The organism is Pseudovibrio sp. M1P-2-3 (assembly GCF_031501865.1).
Classification (GTDB): Bacteria; Pseudomonadota; Alphaproteobacteria; order Rhizobiales; family Stappiaceae; genus Pseudovibrio; species Pseudovibrio corallicola.
Window position 1 is genome coordinate 2,707,542 of record NZ_JARRCW010000001.1, and the last position, 19,837, is coordinate 2,727,378.

The 19,837-nt window shown below is 50.6% G+C and carries 16 protein-coding genes; 6 read left to right on the forward strand and 10 right to left on the reverse strand.

Going from position 1 to position 19,837, the window contains the following annotated elements:
• The first annotated feature begins 74 nt into the window (after positions 1 to 74).
• Positions 75 to 1,115 carry a zinc-dependent alcohol dehydrogenase family protein gene (locus P6574_RS11725; RefSeq protein WP_310620462.1) on the forward strand — a complete coding sequence of 347 codons (1,041 nt, stop codon included), beginning with the start codon at positions 75 to 77 and terminating at the stop codon, positions 1,113 to 1,115.
• A 118-nt stretch (positions 1,116 to 1,233) separates the two neighbouring features.
• Here the strand turns inward: P6574_RS11725 and P6574_RS11730 are convergent, their stop codons facing one another.
• A complete protein-coding gene (locus tag P6574_RS11730) occupies positions 1,234 to 1,860 on the reverse strand; it encodes a TetR/AcrR family transcriptional regulator (RefSeq protein WP_310620463.1) in 627 nt (208 codons plus the stop codon).
• 101 nt (positions 1,861 to 1,961) lie between these two features.
• On the opposite strand from P6574_RS11730, the gene P6574_RS11735 reads away from it, so the two are divergent.
• Entirely contained in the window at positions 1,962 to 3,176 is a 1,215-nt protein-coding gene (locus P6574_RS11735) for a cation:proton antiporter (protein WP_310620464.1), read from the forward strand.
• Between the two features lie 14 nt (positions 3,177 to 3,190).
• On the opposite strand, the gene nagA is transcribed toward P6574_RS11735, so the two are convergent.
• Positions 3,191 to 4,330, reverse strand: coding sequence for an N-acetylglucosamine-6-phosphate deacetylase (nagA, locus tag P6574_RS11740; protein WP_310620465.1), 1,140 nt, complete (start codon positions 4,328 to 4,330; stop codon positions 3,191 to 3,193).
• Between the two features lie 268 nt (positions 4,331 to 4,598).
• Between nagA and P6574_RS11745 the strand changes: the two genes are divergently transcribed.
• Positions 4,599 to 6,560, forward strand: coding sequence for an autotransporter domain-containing protein (locus tag P6574_RS11745; RefSeq protein ID WP_310620466.1), 1,962 nt, complete (start codon positions 4,599 to 4,601; stop codon positions 6,558 to 6,560).
• A 93-nt stretch (positions 6,561 to 6,653) separates the two neighbouring features.
• On the opposite strand, the gene P6574_RS11750 is transcribed toward P6574_RS11745, so the two are convergent.
• The 4 genes from P6574_RS11750 to P6574_RS11765 all read right to left on the reverse strand — a co-directional run bounded on the left by P6574_RS11750 (position 6,654) and on the right by P6574_RS11765 (position 9,539).
• Positions 6,654 to 7,511 (reverse strand): CPBP family intramembrane glutamic endopeptidase, encoded by an 858-nt coding sequence (locus P6574_RS11750; RefSeq protein WP_310620467.1) that lies wholly within the window; start codon positions 7,509 to 7,511, stop codon positions 6,654 to 6,656.
• Between the two features lie 168 nt (positions 7,512 to 7,679).
• Entirely contained in the window at positions 7,680 to 8,081 is a 402-nt protein-coding gene (locus tag P6574_RS11755) for a PaaI family thioesterase (RefSeq protein ID WP_310620468.1), read from the reverse strand.
• Positions 8,082 to 8,083: 2 nt separating this feature from the next.
• Positions 8,084 to 9,061 carry an NAD(P)H-dependent flavin oxidoreductase gene (locus tag P6574_RS11760; protein ID WP_310620469.1) on the reverse strand — a complete coding sequence of 326 codons (978 nt, stop codon included), beginning with the start codon at positions 9,059 to 9,061 and terminating at the stop codon, positions 8,084 to 8,086.
• Positions 9,062 to 9,074: 13 nt separating this feature from the next.
• Complete coding sequence (locus P6574_RS11765) at positions 9,075 to 9,539, reverse strand: winged helix-turn-helix transcriptional regulator (protein WP_310620470.1); 465 nt, start codon at positions 9,537 to 9,539, stop codon at positions 9,075 to 9,077.
• 301 nt (positions 9,540 to 9,840) lie between these two features.
• Here P6574_RS11765 and P6574_RS11770 point away from each other — a divergent pair, with 301 nt between their 5' ends.
• A complete protein-coding gene (locus tag P6574_RS11770) occupies positions 9,841 to 11,112 on the forward strand; it encodes an Hsp70 family protein (RefSeq protein WP_310620471.1) in 1,272 nt (423 codons plus the stop codon).
• A gap of 146 nt (positions 11,113 to 11,258) precedes the next feature.
• Here P6574_RS11770 and P6574_RS11775 read toward each other — a convergent pair whose 3' ends face one another.
• From P6574_RS11775 to P6574_RS11785, 3 genes are all read right to left on the reverse strand, one after another.
• Positions 11,259 to 12,629, reverse strand: coding sequence for a Rossmann-fold NAD(P)-binding domain-containing protein (locus P6574_RS11775; protein ID WP_310620472.1), 1,371 nt, complete (start codon positions 12,627 to 12,629; stop codon positions 11,259 to 11,261).
• 159 nt (positions 12,630 to 12,788) lie between these two features.
• A complete protein-coding gene (locus tag P6574_RS11780) occupies positions 12,789 to 13,676 on the reverse strand; it encodes an NAD(P)/FAD-dependent oxidoreductase (RefSeq protein WP_310620473.1) in 888 nt (295 codons plus the stop codon).
• A gap of 102 nt (positions 13,677 to 13,778) precedes the next feature.
• Positions 13,779 to 14,828, reverse strand: a complete 1,050-nt coding sequence (locus P6574_RS11785; protein WP_310620474.1) for a fatty acid desaturase — start codon at positions 14,826 to 14,828, stop codon at positions 13,779 to 13,781.
• Positions 14,829 to 15,452: 624 nt separating this feature from the next.
• On the opposite strand from P6574_RS11785, the gene P6574_RS11790 reads away from it, so the two are divergent.
• Both P6574_RS11790 and P6574_RS11795 read left to right on the forward strand, forming a co-directional pair.
• Positions 15,453 to 16,616: a glycerate kinase gene (locus P6574_RS11790; RefSeq protein ID WP_310620475.1), complete on the forward strand. Its 1,164-nt coding sequence runs from the start codon at positions 15,453 to 15,455 to the stop codon at positions 16,614 to 16,616.
• A gap of 220 nt (positions 16,617 to 16,836) precedes the next feature.
• Entirely contained in the window at positions 16,837 to 18,378 is a 1,542-nt protein-coding gene (locus tag P6574_RS11795; protein WP_310620476.1) for a PKD domain-containing protein, read from the forward strand.
• A 78-nt stretch (positions 18,379 to 18,456) separates the two neighbouring features.
• Here the strand turns inward: P6574_RS11795 and P6574_RS11800 are convergent, their stop codons facing one another.
• A complete protein-coding gene (locus tag P6574_RS11800) occupies positions 18,457 to 19,776 on the reverse strand; it encodes an MFS transporter (protein ID WP_310620477.1) in 1,320 nt (439 codons plus the stop codon).
• Positions 19,777 to 19,837 lie beyond the last annotated feature (61 nt).

The following is a 19,837-nucleotide window of genomic DNA, read 5'->3' on the forward strand; positions in this document are numbered from 1 at the left end:
TATATTTATATATTGACAGATTGGCGGCGATGCCTATTTATATAGTCATCGCTATATTAATTAAGAGACTTACTATGAACATTCATGCAAACACTTTGAACAGTCACCGCCAAGCCGTATTGAACGGCGCACAGCTGAGCTTCAAGCAGGCAGCACAAGAGCCCTTGGGGGCCAAGGATGTGCGTGTACGCATGGTTGCAGCTTCGGTTAACTCTCGAGATTTAATGATTAAAAACGGTGGTTACGGCGAAATGCCAGCGGACCTTGTTGTGCTTTCCGATGGCGCAGGCGAAATTGTCGAAGTCGGCTCGGCTGTCACCCGCTGGCAGGTGGGCGAGCGTGTGATGCCAAGCTTTTTCCAAGACTGGCGTGAAGGGCGCTTTGCCCCCGAATTTATGGCATCCGCCCTCAGCTCTCACGACAGAGCCGGTGTGCTGCGCGAGTTTGCAAACTTTCACGAAGACACTTTGGTCCGCATTCCCGAACACCTTTCCTTTGAAGAGGCTGCCACATTGCCTTGCGCAGCTGTCACCGCATGGCACGCCCTTTTTGAAACCCACCGCCCCTTTTCAAAGGAAGATACGGTTTTGATACAAGGAACTGGCGGCGTGGCCCTTTTTGCCCTGCAATTTGCCAAGGCGGCGGGTGCAAAGGTGATCATGCTCAGCTCATCCGATGAAAAGCTGGAACGCACCAGACAAATGGGCGCTGATCTAGGTGTGAACTACAAAAAGTTCCCCGCATGGGACCAGAGGGTACGCGAGCTCACCGGTGGAAAAGGGGCCGACATTATCCTTGATCTGGGCGGAAAGGAAACACTGGAAAAATCCATTGATGCGGTCGCCGCGCACGGGATCATCGCGCAGGTGGGCGTGCTCACCGGCTGGGCCACCGCGCCGGAAAACATCTCCCACCTTATCTTTAACAACTCAAGCTTATCCGGCGTTCTTGTGGGTTCCAGAACCTATCTGGAACGGGTGACACAGTTTATGCACTCCCATAATCTCAAACCCGTCATTCACCAGAGCTTCCCAATGGAACATATTGAACAAGCCTATGAAGCTTTGAGCGGTGCGCAGCATATGGGAAAAATCACAGTCAAAATTGCTGACTAAAGCACGAGGCATGCCCCAAAACTGGATACCGGATGAGCGCAGGCTTGTCCGGTATGAGCTCACAAAGAATCTAGACCCTCGCCCCGGACTTGATCCGGGGTCTTTTCATTTCACAACGTCAAGAGCACTTCGGGACCTTTAAAGCCTGCGCGATTACCTGCAAGCTCAAATCCGCCAGTTTTTGCAGGTCCGCTTCGCTGGCGCCATCTTTTGCCTGAATGGACATGCCTTGAATGGTTGCGGCGAGGAATGCGGCGAGGGCATGCACATCCGTGTGCGGCTGTAACTGCTCTTTGCCATCTTCAAGCTTTGCCTGAATGGCGGCGGTGGTTTGGTTACGCCGCTCTTTCAAATTTTCAGAAAGGCCCTTTGCCGCTTCCGCCCGCTCGACAAGGCCCGTTGAAATCATACACCCTGCCGCATGGGGAGAGTGGGTGAACACTCTGGCGCTGCTGTAAAGAACAGCTTTCATGCTTTGGAAGGCATCCTCCTGCGTAAAAAGACCCGCCAGTATTTGGGAGCCGTATTGCTCGGCGTAGCGATCAAGGACTTCAAGATAAAGGCTTTCTTTTGATTTGAACGCGGAATACAGGCTGGGCGGTGTGACGCCCATTGCGCTGACCAGATCGCTGATGGAGGTGCCCTCATACCCTTGCTGCCAGAAAAGTTCACTGGCCTTTTCCAGCATATCATCTCTGGCAAAATGGCGCGGGCGGCCCCGTTTGGGTTTTTCTTTCTTTTCCATAGTGATCACTATAATTATTTTAACAGCACCGACAAGGCCGGTTGCTACCGTTTTCCTTACCTTTTCCCGCTAGGGTGGAGCTGGGAAAAAGGGTACGCTCCATGATCTATCAGGACCTGACTATCATCTTCGCAGTGGTTTTCTTCTACTCCATTGCCAGTAAGGCGCTGGAGCGAAAGCCCGTTAATGGAGCGCTGCTGTTTTGTCTGGTCGGGCTTGCCTTTGGCTCCTACGGGCTGGGCTGGGTGCAGCTGGATATCTCCACCGAATCCATTCGCCTGCTGGCAGAGCTGGCTCTGGCGGTGGTGCTGTTTACGGATGCGGCGCAGACAAACCTTAAAACACTTGCGCAAAACATTGCCCTCCCCAGATCTCTTTTGCTCTATGGCTTGCCCATGACCATTATTTTGGGTGCATTTGCTGGCCTGCTTTTGTTTCCAAGTCTCCCCATTTTGGAAATTGTTCTACTGGCGGCTCTGCTGGCACCCACTGACGCGGCCCTTGGCAAAGCTGTGGTGACCGATAAGCATGTGCCCCCCACGATCCGCGAGACGCTAACCGTGGAAAGCGGCCTCAATGATGGCATATGTGTTCCCATTGTTTTCACAGTTCTGGCCGTTGCCCTGAAAAGCTCAGAGTTTGAAAGCGTGAGCCAGCTGGCCGCAACTCTTTTTGTCAAGCAAATCGGTATGGGAATTGTGATTGGTATTTCGCTTGCCATGATTACGGCAAAATCTATCGAATATGCCCACCACAAGGGCTGGATTACCCGCAGTTGGGAGCAACTGATCGTGGTGGCGATTGCGATTTGCTGTTTTTCAGTTGCCCAGCTCTCCGGTGGCAGCGGTTTCATTGCCGCCTTTGTGGGCGGGCTGACATTTGGCAGTATGCCAATGAGCGAGAACAGCACGACCTATCAAAAAAAGCTCGTATTCACCGCGGAAGGAATTGGCGATACGCTTGCCCTTGGCACTTGGATCATTTTCGGGGCCTCGGTGGTGGGCAAGATTTTCACAGAGTTCAGCTGGCAGATTTTCCTCTATTCACTTTTAAGCCTGACCGTGGTGCGCATGCTGCCTGTATTCATTTCCCTGTCCGGTCATAAACTCTCCACCTATGACAAGCTGTTTATGGGCTGGTTCGGCCCGCGTGGCTTGGCAAGTATCGTGTTTACGGTGATCATTTTAGACGCCAACCTCCCCAATAGCCCAACGCTTGCCTCCATCGCCGTTTGTACCATTGCCTTGAGCGTCTTCTTGCATGGCCTGAGCACCCATCCGTTGATAAACCGGCTGGGCCGTGCGGCGCAAAAGTGATCCGGTTTCACGGCTCACTCATAAAATGTCCCATCCACCATAACACCGCGCACCTGCATATCCTCATCAAGCAAGGTCATGCTGGCGCGGTAGCCTTTCTTGATATAGCCCAGCTCCTCTTCCAGCCCCAGCGCGTGGGCCGGATTGGTGGAGGCCATTTTTAAAGCCTGTGCGGGAGTGCAGTTCGAGAACGCCAGCATGTTGCGCAGGGCCTGATCCATGGCAAGGTGCGCCCCTGCCAGAACCCCTTCCCCGTTGGAAAGCTTATTTCCCTTTAGGTAGATTTTTGTTCCATACAGATTGAATTGTTTGCAAGTGCCTGCCAGCGTGGGCATGGCATCGCTCACAAGGCACAGATGATCGGGCTTTAAACGCGCGGCCAACGCTACATTGGCCGGATGAACATGAATACCATCGGCGATAATACCTGCATAAAGGGCGGTGGATGATAAAGCTGAGCCCACCACGCCCGGCTCACGGCCACTCATCTGTGACATGGCATTATATAAATGCGTAACACCGGAAAGGCCCGCCGCTAGTGCCGTGTTCATAGCCTCGGCTCCAGCCTCACTATGGCCAGCGAACACCACCAAACCGGCCTCAACCAAAGCCTCAAGCTGGTGTGGTTCATGCTGCTCCGGTGCAAGGGTCAGCAGCATGCACCCTGCGAAGGGAGCTGTGAGATTTTCCAAGTCTTCTTCATTCAAGGGGCAGATGGCGCTTTTGGGGTGTATCCCTGCCCGATCGGGACTGAGGAACGGCCCTTCCAGATGGATGCCTAGCACTCCTGTAACTCCTTGCTCCAAAGCCTGCTCCGCCGCCTCAATGGCTTGGGGGTAAGCTTTATCTGGCGCCGTGATAAATGTAGGAAGAAAATGGGCAGTGCCGCCCCGCCGCGCTCCCTCCCCGATACGCGAGATGGACTGTACACTGGGATCATCATTAAACAATGTATCGTTGGCACCGTTGATTTGCAGGTCGATAAACCCCGGAGCCACCACAGGCGCACAAACCGCCCCCTGCCGCTCCGCCTCTTCTTTAGTGGCTGGCGCACAGGAGCAGATAAGCCCCCTATCGATCTCGATGAGCTGGTTGAGCTTGGGGGCCGCGCCCGAGCCATCAAAAAGCTCTGTGGCAAAAATATATGAGCTCATCAAACTATCCCTTTGCATACCCGCTGACCTGTCCAAGCCGAACCTGCCTTGGCCAAGCCTACCAGCCAAAGCAGTTCAGGTGCCCTAATAAAACCAGTGGTTTATAAAGGAAACACAAAACAAGTGGCAGGACCAAACCCCAAACAACTTACTGTGATGGATGCCCACTGAAAACTTTCAAGCTACATTTTAATTAGTTGACTAAATGGTAACATTTGCCACTAGTATATTTACCTATTTAATTAAAAATGTCCTATGGGGGGATTAAGTGCGGAAACTATTAGGAACCACGGCCATTGCCGCCGTGATGATGAGCACCGGTGCACAAGCCGAAGACTTCGGCATCAATAATATGTACGTGATTGGGGACAGTCTGAGTGATGGGGGGACGTATTCGGTTGTAGTAGGTGGCCAAGCACCGGATGCCGTGACAACTTATTATCAATACACGACGAACGTTCTCAATAGCAGAACGAATGATGGATCCGGCGTATATGTCGATTACTTGGCTGATAACTTTGGCATAGAGCTTGCTCCAGCATATTATACAGAAGTTGATTCAGGTGGTAATACGATCGAAATCGAAAACCCTGATGGTGGAACAAACTATGCACAGGGTGGTGCTCTTGTAACAGGTGATAATCCTACAGCTTCAACCGGCATCACCATGACCTCTCTGGAAGAACAAATAGACCGGCTACTTGCAAGTGACACTTCGTTCTCCAAAAGCGATCTTATTACGGTATGGGGCGGTGCTAACGATGTTTTGATCACAGCGGGTACTATGACGAGTTTATCGGCTGGAAAAACAACAGTTGAAACTGCGGCTGCAAATTTATCTGATCAGGTCGACAGGCTCCTTTCTGCCGGGTCACCAACAGTCTTTGTTATGTCACTACCAGACATTGGAGAAACGCCTAGATTTGCCTCGGACGCCACATCATCATATGTCACGAGTACACTTTCCAGTAGTTACAATGCACGCCTAAAAGAGTCCTTAGAAGGTAAAAATGTAGTCTTTGTAGATACTGGAAGCATATTGTCAGCTGCAATTGCTGATCCTGAGAGATTTGGCTTTACTGTCAGCAATACGGGTTTTGCTTGTCCAAACGCTATCCCTACACCAGGTGAAGATCCTACATCCCTTGTTTGCGTGCAAGAATACAATGCTGAAGCCAACAGTGAAGAGTACATCTTCGCCGATGGCGTTCACATGACCGACGCCGCCAACAGGCTCCTCGGTCAGATCATCTACAACTACCTGCCAGCCGCCTATCAGGTGAATGCTATGTCTGTGGCGACTATGCAGACATTGCGTCAGCAGGCGATTGTGCAGGAAAACCGCTTGAACCCCAATGCTCTTTACACTGTGAATGAGCAGGGGCAGAGAGTTTTGCGGGCGTCCGGCAACGTTAATCTCTACGGGGATGCAAACGTTGGCTACTACAGTGCAGATGATGATGTTGCAGGTGTCGAACTGGACGGCTTTACCGAGTCTGTCAGCGTTGGCGCCGATGTGATGGTGTATGACAGCGCTATTATTGGTGTGAGTGCTGCTATTGACCATCAGCAGATGGACTTTGAAGGGGATGCGGGCAGCTTCTACAGCCGTATATTCTCAGGGTCTGTCTACGGTCTTTATAACTACAACGACTATCTCTATGTGAACGGTAGTGTTGGCGGTGCGACCATTGATTTTTACGAGATCAACCGCGAATACGACCTGACCAACACATCCATTTCCTACGAATCTGACACAGGCGGCACCTACGGCTTTGCCCGCATCGGCCTTGGCTCGATGATTCCCGTTGGTGGCAGCTTGAAAATCAATCCGTATGCCTCTTTCACCTATGAAAAGGTGACGGTTGATGCCTTCACAGAAAAAGGCGATGTATTCCCGCTTTCCTATGGCGAGACATCTTACGAGTCCAAGCGTCTGACCGGATCTCTGTCCGTGTTCTATTCTCCGCTGAGCGCGCCTGAATGGAACTTCGCTGCCAACGCACGCATTGAGCATGACCTGAATGATGATGATCTGGAAGTGCCGATCAACCTCGACTCCGGCGGTTTGCTCATCGAGCGTCCATCACAGACTTGGGGCTCTGTCTCCGCGCAGGCCAGCCGTTCCTTTGCACATGGCGGCACACTGTCTCTTGCAGCATCCAGCACTCTGGGCATTGAAGGCACACAGAGCTATTCCGGCTCCGTGCGCTACAAGCTGAGCTTCTAAAGCACATAAAAACCCGTGCCCCGCGCCGTTTCAGTGTGCGGGGTACGTCTCCTCCAAGTCCTTTTTTCAAAAGAACCTGTTCCTCCCATCACTCTATTTTGCAAGCACCGGATAGGTGAACAGTAAAATATGGGTGAGGTTTACAAGGAAGTGAACGCCAATGGCTGCCTCCACGCGGCCTGTTTTCCAAAATGCAGTTCCATAGAATAGCCCGGCAATGAAGGCAAACACAGCATAGGCAACGCCGCCGCTTAAGTGGTAGTAGGCAAAAAACAGGGATGAAAGAACCAGAGCAACACCTCCAGCCCATAGACTGTTGCCAAGCTTTTCCATGATCTGCCCCATAACAAACTGGCGGAAAAACACCTCTTCTGCCACGCAGGTGAACAACAGGTTTGCAAATATCCAAATTGGCAGGAAGGCCACGAGCTTGGGTTCAAAAACAACAAGCCCAGCGGCGTAAGTGGTGCCTATAAGTACGGCTGCTGTTGGAATGAAGATCAGCAGGGTCCAGACAAGACAACGACGCCATTCTTTCAACGAGCTGATGCGCGGAGCGGCAAAGAAGAACAACAGGAAGCCCAGTGAGGCCTTGTCAAAATTGAGGTAAAGAGAATAAGGCACGGCATCAGGGCTGGTCTTTACCCCCTTGAGCACTTGCAGGTTGTTAAAGCCGGGCACTGTATGGGTCATCACCAGATGTATGGCAAGCACAAGCAGGCCCACCATCAGGCAATAGAGCCAAACGGGGAAGTGCTGCTTGAACAGATAAGCACTCACCACGGCCCAGCATAGAACAAACAAAAGCCCTGCCCACTCCAGCACTCCCACTGAGAGAGCCAACACAAGAGAGGCTGCAAACAAGCCCAGAGGCACCCACCGCCACGATATAAACGGCGTGCACGCAATGGCAAGACCAAGAACCAGATAGGCACTTAAAGAAAGGGGCATGTGAAACTTTATGGCCAGCAATAGACAAGCGGCACCGCCCCAACAAGGCGCACCAATTCTGTGGGAACCTTGCCGAGTATATTTGTAAAAAGCAATATTGGATAAATAGTAGGAAAGCCCACCCGCCTTTATAAGACAGATGGGCTTAATTTCACGTGGTATCCGCCCCTATTTGGGGTAGAGAACCATTTGAGTGCAGCGGAACATGGCAATCACTTTGCCCGTATCCTTATGCGTAACCTCTGCAGACCAGACTTGAGTTTTACCACCCAAGTGATCCGCTTCTGCGCGGCAAATCAGCGTGCCTTTGAGCGCGGTTCCCAGAAAGTTGGTTTTCAACTCAATGGTTGTGAACCCGTTCGCACCTTCCGGCAGACTGGTTCTGGTTCCAAACCCGCAAGCCGTGTCTGCAAGGGTTACCACGGATCCGGCATGGAGATAGCCATTGGGTGCCATGTGCACCTCGCTGATCTCCATTTCCATTTCCAGCCACCCCTTGCCCAGGTCTAGGGTTTTCAATCCCAGATGCTTTGGAAGACCAATGCCCTCCAACGAGGCAATTTCATTCATACTCAAGCGCTTAACATTCCTTCAAGACGTTTGCGAATAATTGTGTCCGCTTCGCTCATGATACTATTAATCAGCTCTTCACATGTTGGAATGTCATGTATCAGGCCCGCAACCATGCCGCAGGACCAAGCGCCAATATCCATATCACCTTCCATCATGATACGCGGATAAACGCCTGCGACCTCTTTCAGGATATGATGGAACTGCAGTTCATCGCCCATCTCTTTTTCTTTCGCCAAGATGCGATCGACAGCAGGGTTGTCCAGAACGCGCTCGGTATTGCGAAGGCCGCGCATGATCAGGCGGGTGTCAAGCTCGGACGCAGCAACAATGGCGTCCTTCACGTTCTGGTGGACGGGAGCCTCTTTGGTGGCAATGAAGCGGGTGCCCATGTTCATGCCCTCAGCGCCCATGGAAAGAGCTGCAACCAACGAGCGGCCATCTGCCATACCACCGGAGGCAACAAATGGAATTTCCAGTTCATCAGCAGCGCGTGGCAGCAAAATCATGTTTGGAATATCATCTTCGCCCGGATGACCACCGCACTCAAATCCGTCTACAGATGCTGCGTCACAGCCGATGCTTTGGGCTTTCAGGGCATGGCGCACGCTTGTGCATTTATGAATGACTTTGACACCGGCCTCTTTTAAAAACGGCATAACCTGCGCAGGGTTCCGCCCGGCGGTTTCCACCACCTTCACGCCCCCTTCAATGATCGCCTTCACATAGCCGGGATAATCAGGCGTGGAAACTGCAGGAAGAAACGTCAGGTTTACACCAAATGGTTTGTCGGTCAGCTTCCGGCACTTTGCAATCTCGTTTGCAAGGTCCTCTGGGCTTTTTTGCGTCAAACCGGTAATGATGCCAAGACCACCCGCATTGGAAACTGCCGCAGCAAGTTCGGCAAAGCCAACAAAATGCATCCCGCCTTGAATAATCGGATGCTCAATACCAAACATTTCGGTAATGCGTGTTTTCATAGTACTTCCTCCATTATGACTTTGATGTCAGAACCTGCGTGTTCAACTTCGCTTTCGCATCTTTGGCCGTCATGGGCTTGGAACAATGTGAGCAATACAGTTGCGGAACAGTTAGGTGACCGCACTCCTTATGCTCTATTTCAAACAGTGGAGGACCCTCCATCAACCACTGATCACCCCAGTTTTTCATTGTTACAAAGACAGGCCACAGACCCAAACCTTTTTCCGTCAGCCAATATTCATGGCGAACGGGCCGCTCCCTATAAACAGTCCTGCTAATGATCCCATCGACCTCCAGCTTTTTCAGCCGCTGGCTAATGGTGTTGGTGGACGCATCCAAATGCTTTTGAAAATGGTCAAAACGCCGTGGGCCTCCCAAAAACATTTCACGGATAATCATTAGGGACCACTCATCCCCCACAGTAGCGATGGTTCTTGCAATACTACAATAGCTTTCAGACAAGTTTGAGCGGCTCATGATAACTCACTTTTATTTTTAAAGTATCCTATGTCACCCTTACAGATAAGAGCAAGGCTTCATCCCTTAAGAATACTTAGACATTAGGTGCAGGTTCTCACAACTCACTCTGGAGTTGTTTTGGGATAACTTTCATCCCAATACTATATTTTCCGCACTAATCTACCACTAAAACTCGTTGAAAAGCTGCACTATTTTGTGAAAATTGATGAGTTTTCTCTAGCTGTATTAACGCCAAGCCTGTAAAGGGGGCGACCCCGCGTGTTGCGCCTTCTCTTATATATGAAATCCGAGTTCACCCATGGCACCCGTTTCTACCGCTCAGGCAGCCGGCCTAGACTTTGGCACTTCCAACTCCACCCTCGGCATTTGGGGGGCAGATGGACCACGTCTGCTTCCACTGGAGGGAGAGCACCCAGATATTCCCACTGCCATTTTCTTCAATTTCGAAGACAGGAAAACCCGCTTTGGCAGGCGTGCTAAGGCCGAATATATCCGCGGTGACGAAGGGCGCTTGATGCAATCCATCAAGAGTGTTCTGGGCTCCTCGCTGGTGGAAGAGCGGACTGCTATTTTGGGCCGCCGTGTGCCCTTTAAGGAAATTATCGGGAACTTTCTGGCTCATGTGAAAGAGCAGGCAGAAACTGCAGCAGGCCGGGAAATTTCCAATGTCGTGTTGGGCCGTCCCGTATTTTTTGTTGATGATAACCCAGAGGCTGACAGGGCAGCACAAAATACGCTGGAGGAGATGGCACGCGGTCAGGGGTTTGACCATATTTCGTTTCAGTACGAACCAATTGCCGCAGCCCTAGCCTATGAGCAGAGCGTTACGCAAGAAGAAGTGGTGCTTGTGGTCGATATCGGAGGCGGCACCTCGGATTTTTCCGTGGTTCGTGTTTCTCCTGACAACGGGAAAAAACAGGACCGCGCCGATGATATTCTGGCCAACACCGGTGTTCACATTGGCGGAACGGACTTTGACCGGCTCTTGAGCATGGCCCAAGTGATGCCTCATCTAGGGTATGGCAGCCAGACCACCGACAAAAAGCGCAATCTGCCTTCAAAATACTATCATGACCTGTCCACATGGCACTGCATTAACCAGCTTTATGACCCCAAGATACTAAGGGAACTGCGGGACGTGCGGCGGGAAGCTGCAAGCCCGGAGCTTGTGGACCGCCTCTCTCAAGTGATTGAAGGGCGTATGGGGCACGCACTGGCGACCTATGTGGAACAGGGCAAAATTGACCTATCCGGCGCACAGCAAGCCCAGCTATCCCTGCCGCTGGATACGGAGGATCTGAATATCCCCTTAAGCGCACAGGGATTTCATAACTGCATTGAACGCTCCGTTTCGCGGATCAACGCGGAAATCAAAACTGCACTTTCCCAAGCAGGCCTGCGTGCAGACCAGATTCACACGGTTTTCCTGACAGGGGGAACAACACGGGTTCCCGCTCTTCGGGCAAGCTTCAAGCAAACATTGTCTCATGCCAAGCTGGTGGAAGGGGATGTTTTCGGGGCCGTTGGTTTGGGGCTGGCGGTTGATGCCGCCCGCAAATTCGGGGTCTAGAGTTTAAGCGAATTCTTGTCGTTTGATTTAATCCAATCAAGCGGAACGCGCTGTAGATATCTCCCCCTCAAATTGTGGGAGAACAAGAAAAGCCCCCCCCCCTTTCAAGAGGGGGACTTTTGCAGAAGAAAGTCCTGCTCACCCGTTCAGCCAACTTCCAGAGCGGGATCATTGCCAAAAAGGCTGGCAAGGCTTTGAGTGTTATTCTGGGTTTGGTGCTCACGGCCAACCCCGAACTGGATGAGCTTCATGCCTTGTGGCAGGCGGTGCGTATGCAAAAGGCGCCAAGGATCAATAAGCACAGTATCCGGCCTGCAAAATGACACCGGCAAGGCTCTGAACTCAGGGGTGGGCACCATAAGTATGAGCGTCTGTACCTTGAGCAGCAGCTCCGTCAGCTCACTGGAAAACCGTAGACCCTTGAGAGCTTCATTACTGGGCACCAAATCTTTACTTTCGACCAGAAGCTCCACTTCAAAATTGGCAGCCTCCAACATCTGGGCAAGACTAATGCTCTTGTTGGCCATGATATCGGTTGGGCTCTCGCAATTTGCCAAGCCAAGAATTCCCACGGAGCCTTTAGGGGGCGTGTGTTCCACGACAGTTCTATACAGCCGCCCCACTTGATGATGATCCACACACGAGGCTGCAGTGGGCAGCTGGGACGGGCAGGCGTTGGCACTGCACAAAAAAGTAAAGCCCATATTGGCCTGCTTGGTTTCCATACGTCCAAACCCAAGAGGTGCGGGCCAGGAAGAGCGTTCATCCGCCTGCAGGGCCTTTTGTATCCACCATTCATCTGCTCCAGGGTACGCCTCGCAAACTTCGGAAAGGATATTGGAAAACGCAAGACGCTGTGCAAAGGCTGCCTCCACCGCAATGGCGTAGAGTTCCGCATCCACAAACGAGAGAGACGTGAACTGGCTCATTGCAGGCGTTAAAGCCTCAAGAACGCCTTTTGTCCGTTCAAACCCGTCAACGTGGCCCGAACCGATAATGCAGGCCAGTTCACCATTTAAAATGGCAAGTGTGTCTCCCGCCCCTGACGGCAGCGGTAAAAAGCAAAAGCCTAGGTCTGGACCGATGAACCGCTTGGATTCGCGCTCCAAGGTTTTGCGCAGAACATTTTGCGAGCTGCCCGGTGGAACTGGCATACAGTTCACAACAACATGCTCTCTGCCTCCGGTACTAATTCCCCTACCAATTTCAGTAAGGCAGTGGAGCAGCTCTTCCAGACGAAACGGATTTTTTTCAGAAGGTTTGGAGGGCATGGTGATAAACGTCATATCACTTGAGGCCACAGAGCTGCGAATATCTGTTGTCGCTCGAATCACGCCTTTGTATTTGGCCAAAAGCTCTGGGTTTCCCCAGTGCCCCTCCTCCGTCTGGCTGGCATTAATCCAGGCTACCCGCTCTGGATCCAGATCAGTGGCAACAACCTCATAGCCCGCCTGAACAAGTGAGAGCATCAGCTCCCTGCCCTTGGACGCCAGACCAACCAAGCACACCTTTTTCATGACCCCTTCCCCCATGAAGACACCCGGACTACGGCAAAGGGTTGCGAAGCTCCCGTGTCAAAAACAGTTGGCTCAGTATGCCCCCGAAAATAACAAAGGGTATCTTTGACTTTCCATCATAGATTTAGGGGAGCGAATAACTCTCCCCTCTGATATTGCCTAGGAGTTTACAGTGATAGAAACTGCGGCCTCAGCGCCGCGAAACAGTGCACCTTGAACATTTTGATGGAAAGTGTAGATCATGTCCCCTGTGGCATAGATGCCCGCTCGGGTGGTTTCGTAATCCGACCCCACATCCACATCTCCAGTACTTGTGAGATCCAGCTCCAGTGAACGTACAAATGGTACGTGTTGCTGCTGCGGCCACCAAACAAGAGCATCGCACGCCGCACTGGTTCCATCTACCAAACGCACCTGCCTCAACTGTGCACCATCGCCCTTGAGGGCCTGTAGTTTTGCGAGATGCAAGTCTACGCCCAACTGAACCAATTCAGCTTCCCGCTGTGCCGCCAGCTCAATATGGGGCTCAATGAAGAAGCGAAGGGAAGACGCCCACTTCAGGTAAATTTCTGCGGCATCCAGCATTTCAGGGCGATTAACAACAACACCCCAAGGTTTGTGACGCACTTCATAACCATCACAGAACGGACAGTAAAAAACGCTGGAGCCCCAAAACTGTTCAAACCCGTTCACCTCAGGAAGACAATCCTCCTTGCCGCAGGCAAGCAAAAGACTTTCAGCCTCAATTGTCTCTCCGTTTGTCAGGCTCACAAAAAAGCCTCCCTCTGCCGTTCTTTGAGCACCCGCCGCCTGACCCTCTGCAAAGATAGTGAAGCCATAGGCATCAATTTCCCGCCGCAACGTCTCACGGAACTGTGTTGGGGAAGAATTTTCAAACCCCGGAACCCCATGCATGTGTTTGCAGGAGTGGTTTCTGGCGGGCGCAACGCTATCCAGAACGATGCAAGGGTGAAGGCTGCGTGACAGCGTAAGCGCCGCGCTTAAACCGGCAGGGCCACCGCCGATGATGAGAGTTCTGGTTTTCATTGGCTTACCTCATACATTCTAGAGCTTCACCCTGTTCCATGCGATTATCGCATAGTACAAGATGAAGCTCCAAGAAGAGATTAAAGTGCCAACATCTTCCCATTAGGAATGGGAGGGAGCTGCATGACCATCATGCACATCACTTTCAGCAGCTGTGCCTTCGATTTCAGGGTAAGCATTATTCCGCACAAAGGTTCCCATATCATTGAAACAGACCCCGGCTTCTTTCATTTTAACTAGACTGGCCTTGCGAGTTAAATGCCTGATATAGAAAGGCTGCGGAACATAAATATGATGGATTGCATGGGATTGCCCGAAAGCACAGCAAAACAGCTGAAATGGCAAGAAATACCATTTATCGAAGACCTGAGTTTGCTTCAGCACACTATCAACACCGCCATAATAGTGCAGGCTGGTCGTCATAAAATGCAGACTAAAAGTCCTGAGCAGAGAAGGGAGAATATACACAACCATCAGAAAGTTAAAGATGGCGATATGCCCAGCGACGAATGAAAAAGTTGCAAGGGACAGACCGAACGTAGCATTGAGACCTGCCACAACATAGAACGAGGCCCACAACACCCAGATAGCTGTAAAAATGGCATGCATTGGATAAATGCAAGTCATGATAGTCAAAGGCTTGAAGTCTTTGGCTTCTCGAATGAGTGTCCTAAACTGGGTGAAGCAAAACAGAATATCGGCAAGGATCAGGAACCGTCTTACCCTATAAGGCAACCCATTGCTGATTAACCTCTCTTCAATGTCTTCAGGAGTTCCCGAGTGAACATGATGATGTAGGTGAATAGTTTTGCGCATAAACGGGTTCATGGTGTTTGGCTTGAACACCCAGCAAAACGTCAACAGGGCAGCTTGCTTGCCTCTTTGGTTTTTGAAATAGAGATTATGAAAGGTGTCATGTTCGATTTCATGAAGAAAGGACTGGAAGAAGGCAATTAAAACAATTGCAAGCAATGCCGGAACAATTCCAAAATAGTAAAGCGTGGCCACAGCTATCATTACACCAGCAGATACCAGCGAAATCGTCAAACCGATTGCGGATTGATACTTCAACCAAGAATGCGATTTTCTAAACTCACGATCAATAGTTTTCAGGTCTTGGCGAAGATTCATTACACTGCAGTTTCTGGACATTTTTATTCCCTTCCCTCAAATACTCTCCGGTTTTCGACTTTGAGGTTTTCCAGAAGGCAAAGGCTCACCCTTAACGCTTCTCTTCGTGAAGTAGCGCCTCTCACTTCAAGTTTTTAAGTAAACAAATACTTTAATAAATATATTTATATAAAACATAATATATTCAACTCAAACAAAGTAACAAATAGGTGAATGTAATTTATATATTAACTTAAGTTCATCAATACTATTCAACTCACCATTTCAGCTCAATTTAAACATAATAACTGCAGTATAGATTTTCTATATTTGCTTTATTAATCGCTTTAATCACAGAGTATGACGCTCTAATCTTTTAGGGATAGCAAGCTGAGCGTCTCTAAAATGTCGATCAATCGCTTTTAAATCATGACATAGGGTATGAGAAGGGCATCCACGTTAGCCATCACCTTGCCCTTCCTTCTGTTGTTTTTTCAAGAATCATAAAGTTGAAATTAAGCAAAAAATAGTTTATGATGTTTTTTACAAGAATTATGTATAATTATATTGATTTTTACTGCGCTTTAAATACTATTAATTCGAACTTTTCGTCATTATATCTACGCAAGTCTTTCAATTTATCTTTAAGCGACAGGTAATATAGAATTGAAAATTGTAGTTGCACCTGACTCCTTTAAAGAAAGCCTGACAGCGATGCAGGTTGCGGGCGCTATTGCTGACGGTATCAGACCCGCATTACCTGAAGCTGAATGTGATCTGCGGCCAGTGGCTGATGGGGGAGAAGGAACCGTGGACGCTATCGTCTCGGCGGTCGGCGGGCAAATTCACCACACAACAGTGATGGATCCTCTTGGCAGAACAGTCCCATCCTTTTTTGCCCTATTACCAGACAATAAAACTGCGATTATTGAAGTTGCCGCGGCTTCCGGACTGCATTTTGTAAGGCCGGAACACAGAAGCCCCCTTAACGCCACCAGCTATGGGAGCGGCCAACTGGTTAAAGCCGCTCTGGACGCTGGTGCAAGAAAGCTGATTATTGGTCTGGGAGGCAGCGCCACCAATGACGCGGGCGCCGGTCTTCTGGAAGCATTGGGGTTCAGGCTTCTGAACAAGGGTGGACAGCCTATTGGAAGAGGCGGCGCAGCTCTGGCGCAGCTCGAGCGTATTGATACTTTGAGACTGGACCCGAGACTGAAACAAACTGAACTTCTAGTAGCGTGTGATGTAACCAACCCACTCTGCGGCCCCGAAGGGGCCTCCCATGTATTTGGCGCGCAAAAAGGAGCAAGCCAAGAAGATATTTTGAAACTGGATAAAAACCTCCTGCATTTTGCTGAGATTGTTTCACGGGACCTCCAACGTGATATTGCGCATGTGTCCGGCGCGGGAGCCGCAGGCGGCATGGGCGCTGCGCTGCTTGGTGTGCTGAACGCTCACATGTATGCGGGCTTTGATATCATTGCGCAGATCACCAATCTGGAAGAGACAATCAGCTCCGCAGATCTTGTGATAACCGGTGAAGGACGTCTGGATAGCCAGAGCATTTTTGGAAAGACCCCCGTAGGAGTGGCCAGACTTGCCCAAAAGCACGGCGTACCCGTCATCGCCATAGCAGGCTCTATTGAGACAGACCTGCAAACCTTGTCCCCCTACGGGTTTTCCGCTCTCTTTAGTGTAAACCCACGTTTATGTAGTTTGGAAACTGCACTACAAAATGCAGAGGATAATATTCGCGCCTGCAGCCGCAACATTGCCAGCGCTTACGCTTTGGGTATGAAGCAGTTAGCCAGTAAGGAGTGCAGATTTTAATAGCTTCAAGCGCTTAAACCGCAGCATTTCAACGGTTTCTTCATTCACACCCTATTCCTACGCCACTTCAATAGGAGATCTTGTCTCCATTACCCCTCGTAATTCATACCATTCATATTCAGGTAATTGTCGATAACCAAAAAGTTATATAACTCTACAAATATATAAGAACAAAAAAAGAACTTCATAACATCCTTAACCATATTAAATTGGAAACCCTATGAAACTTTTAGGTTCAACAAGGGCATTTATCGCCCGTCTGGGGCTGGGCACAGGTGCCTGCCTGCTGCTCTCCTCCGTTGCAATGGCAGACCCCACTGCCGCCCTTACCGCAAGCCGCCTTTCCGGTCCGGCTCCTCTGGCTGTCTTTTTTGATGCCACAGATACCACCGATAGCGATGCCTCTATCGACCCATTTCGCCAGCTTGGTTATTATTTTGATTTTGATGACCCAAACAGTGGAACTTGGCAGTACAGCGGCAAGAGTAAGAATATTGAAACAGGAGGCCCCTTGGCAGCCCACGTTTTTGACGAGGCAGGTACCTATGAAGTGGGATTGCGGGCACAAAACCCCAATGGCAGCACCTCGGACGCGTGGGTGACTATCACTGTGGAAGACCCCGACATCACGTATGCCGGTACGAATACGATTGTCCTTTCTACAGGGTCAGACTTCACCGACGCTCCAGCAGGTGCCCAGCAGCTCGCAAATGTGACCAGCTGGCCGAACTTTCAAAGCAACAAGCGCTACTTGTTGAAAGCAGGAGATGATTTCACAGCTCTTGGGCAATTGAGAGTCAACCGGCGCAGCAATTTCCAGATTGGCAGCTTCGGGGACGGTACAAAGCCCAAAGTTGAGCGGGTGATGCTGGCAATGCATGTGAATGATGCCGCCAATCCTGCTGAAAATGGTGTCATTCAAGATCTGGCGACAGAGAGTATTTTGCAACACAACATGTTCAACGACTTGCTTGTTTACGAAAACGAGCTCATTTCAAACAGCGCCTATATCAGCTTCGCAGGAGCGGTATCATGGTTTGCTGATCCAACTCGCCGGGGAAATTCTTCCGCAGAAGACTGGAAGCATCCCGGACACATATATTTGGTTGAAAATCACCTTTCCAGCTTGGGAAATCCAGAGCAAGAAAACAGGATCGCAGGCCTTGCGCATCACGTGGCAGTTCTTGGAAATTATTCTGGCCTTGTGCGCGAACATTCCGTGAGACTGTTTGGAACCTACAAGTCCGTAGTTAGCCATAATAAGCTTACAGGCCCGGCAATTCTTGACAGTAAGCATGATTTGAAAGTTCATGCAAACGGCCTTGACGAGTGGCCCGCTGACCACTCTCTTTTTGTCGCCGGAACAAATGAGCGTATTCTCCCCGCTACACGGTATGTGCGTATTAATGATAATGTTTTCGGCAGGCCCGACTCCCCTATTGACTGGCATGTCCAAGTCGCCCCGCAAGATGATGGATCAAGTGGAACTGTTGAGGGGTTACGGGATGTGATCGTGGAAAACAATGAGTATATTGACGGAAATGGAAACGTAGGGCTGGAGCGCAGCCTCCAAACTCTTGGCCATAACATCACCGAGCGTGGTAATGCCATCCCCACAGCTTGGAGTGATCCCATTACCGCAAAGACCTACCCTTCCAATTACTCGGATTACTCACCGCTTTATACACTGTTCTGGCATGGCCCGTACTTCATCGACGATGTTGTGCCAGCCACCAGTGCCCCACAAAGAACGACACCATAAGCTGTGAGCAAAACAACCCGCCTATATCTTCGTATATAGGCGGGTGAACTCTCAAAAAGCTTTCCTGCCCTCTTTTGCTTATGGGGACTTAGGCCAATGAGGATGGTATTCATCTATCTTGAAGGCGTGCTGGTGGCTTTTGCCGCTCAAATGGCTGCCTTCCCGCAAATGGGGGTGATCTTCGGGCAGGCCTTCATGAGAATGCTCCAGAACGTCCACCTCTCGCACTGGCCACAGGAAAGTTGAGAGAGTGAGCCCCACAAATGAAGCGGCGGCAAGTATGATAAAGCTGGTCTGCATTCCCATTGCACTGCTCAGCCACCCTGCAGCCGGATAAGCAAACAACCAGCACAGGTGCGACAGTGAAAACTGGGCAGCAAAGACATCCGGTAAGCTTGCTGCAGCAGCAGATTTCTTCAAAAGACGCCCCATAGGCGTCTGCACTGCAGAGTAGCCAAGCCCCATAAGCAACCAAACAACCAAAACTCCCCGAAAACTGGAAAAAAAAGCGCCAATCAACAAGGCAAAGGAGAGAAACAGCGCTCCGCTGAGCATGATCGTTCTTTCGCGAAAATGCTTTAAAAGTAGCGGTACTAGAAAAGCGCAGGTCATCGAGCCCCCACCAAATACAGCAAGGGCAAGGGCCACATCACCACTGCTTAATCTCAACTCACTTTTCACAATAACCACCGTATTCACAAGCACCATGGCCCCACCTGCGGCCACGGACAAGAACAGCGGCAGCGCCCCCCGCAAGCGCGGTGTGGCAAAGTACACCCGCATCCCCTGCCCTAGCTGTCGCCAGCTCAACTTTTTTACCGGCACATCACTTTTCGGCACAAGCGCACTCACCACAAGCAGCGCAGACGCCACAAAGCCCAGCATGGTTCCTACAAACAACCCATGAAAACTCGTCACCATCAAAAGAAGAGCTGCAAGACCAGGGGAGAGAAGGCTTTCCAGATCATAAGAAAGGCGTGAAAGGGAGAGAGCCTGAGTGTACTCACTCTCCTTAGGCAACACCAATGGAATGGTGGCCTGCAAGGCCGGAGTATAGGCGGCTGAGGCTGACTGAAGAACAAAGATGAGGAGGTAAACCTGCCAAATCTCGCTGACAAAAGGCAGGAATGCAGCAACACTTGCCCGCAGAATATCAAGGGTGACGAGCAGTTTTTTTCGCGGTAGATGTACGCAAAGGGCAGAGAGTACAGGTGACAACCCCACATAGGCTACCATCTTAATAGTAAGGGCTGTGCCTAAGACGAGACCTGCATTTTTTCCCGCGAGCTCATAAGCAAGCAAGCTCAAGCCAACAGTCGCAAGCCCGGTTCCCCCTTGCGCGATAACTTGCGCGAGAAACAAATGACGGTAGGTTCGATTAAAAATGACACCAAACATACTGCGGTTCCCTCATGTCAGGAGGCAGATAAGCCATCTACGTATACCTAACGCATCTTCG

Bases quoted from the DNA above. Each gene is read 5' to 3' on its own strand.
- P6574_RS11725 (WP_310620462.1), top strand. From the start codon at position 75: ATGAACATTCATGCAAACACTTTGAACAGTCACCGCCAAGCCGTATTG.
- P6574_RS11730 (WP_310620463.1), bottom strand. From the start codon at position 1,860: ATGGAAAAGAAAGAAAAACCCAAACGGGGCCGCCCGCGCCATTTTGCC.
- P6574_RS11735 (WP_310620464.1), top strand. From the start codon at position 1,962: ATGATCTATCAGGACCTGACTATCATCTTCGCAGTGGTTTTCTTCTAC.
- nagA (WP_310620465.1), bottom strand. From the start codon at position 4,330: ATGAGCTCATATATTTTTGCCACAGAGCTTTTTGATGGCTCGGGCGCG.
- P6574_RS11750 (WP_310620467.1), bottom strand. From the start codon at position 7,511: ATGCCCCTTTCTTTAAGTGCCTATCTGGTTCTTGGTCTTGCCATTGCG.
- P6574_RS11755 (WP_310620468.1), bottom strand. From the start codon at position 8,081: ATGAATGAAATTGCCTCGTTGGAGGGCATTGGTCTTCCAAAGCATCTG.
- P6574_RS11760 (WP_310620469.1), bottom strand. From the start codon at position 9,061: ATGAAAACACGCATTACCGAAATGTTTGGTATTGAGCATCCGATTATT.
- P6574_RS11765 (WP_310620470.1), bottom strand. From the start codon at position 9,539: ATGAGCCGCTCAAACTTGTCTGAAAGCTATTGTAGTATTGCAAGAACC.
- P6574_RS11770 (WP_310620471.1), top strand. From the start codon at position 9,841: ATGGCACCCGTTTCTACCGCTCAGGCAGCCGGCCTAGACTTTGGCACT.
- P6574_RS11775 (WP_310620472.1), bottom strand. From the start codon at position 12,629: ATGAAAAAGGTGTGCTTGGTTGGTCTGGCGTCCAAGGGCAGGGAGCTG.
- P6574_RS11780 (WP_310620473.1), bottom strand. From the start codon at position 13,676: ATGAAAACCAGAACTCTCATCATCGGCGGTGGCCCTGCCGGTTTAAGC.
- P6574_RS11785 (WP_310620474.1), bottom strand. From the start codon at position 14,828: ATGTCCAGAAACTGCAGTGTAATGAATCTTCGCCAAGACCTGAAAACT.
- P6574_RS11795 (WP_310620476.1), top strand. From the start codon at position 16,837: ATGAAACTTTTAGGTTCAACAAGGGCATTTATCGCCCGTCTGGGGCTG.
- P6574_RS11800 (WP_310620477.1), bottom strand. From the start codon at position 19,776: ATGTTTGGTGTCATTTTTAATCGAACCTACCGTCATTTGTTTCTCGCG.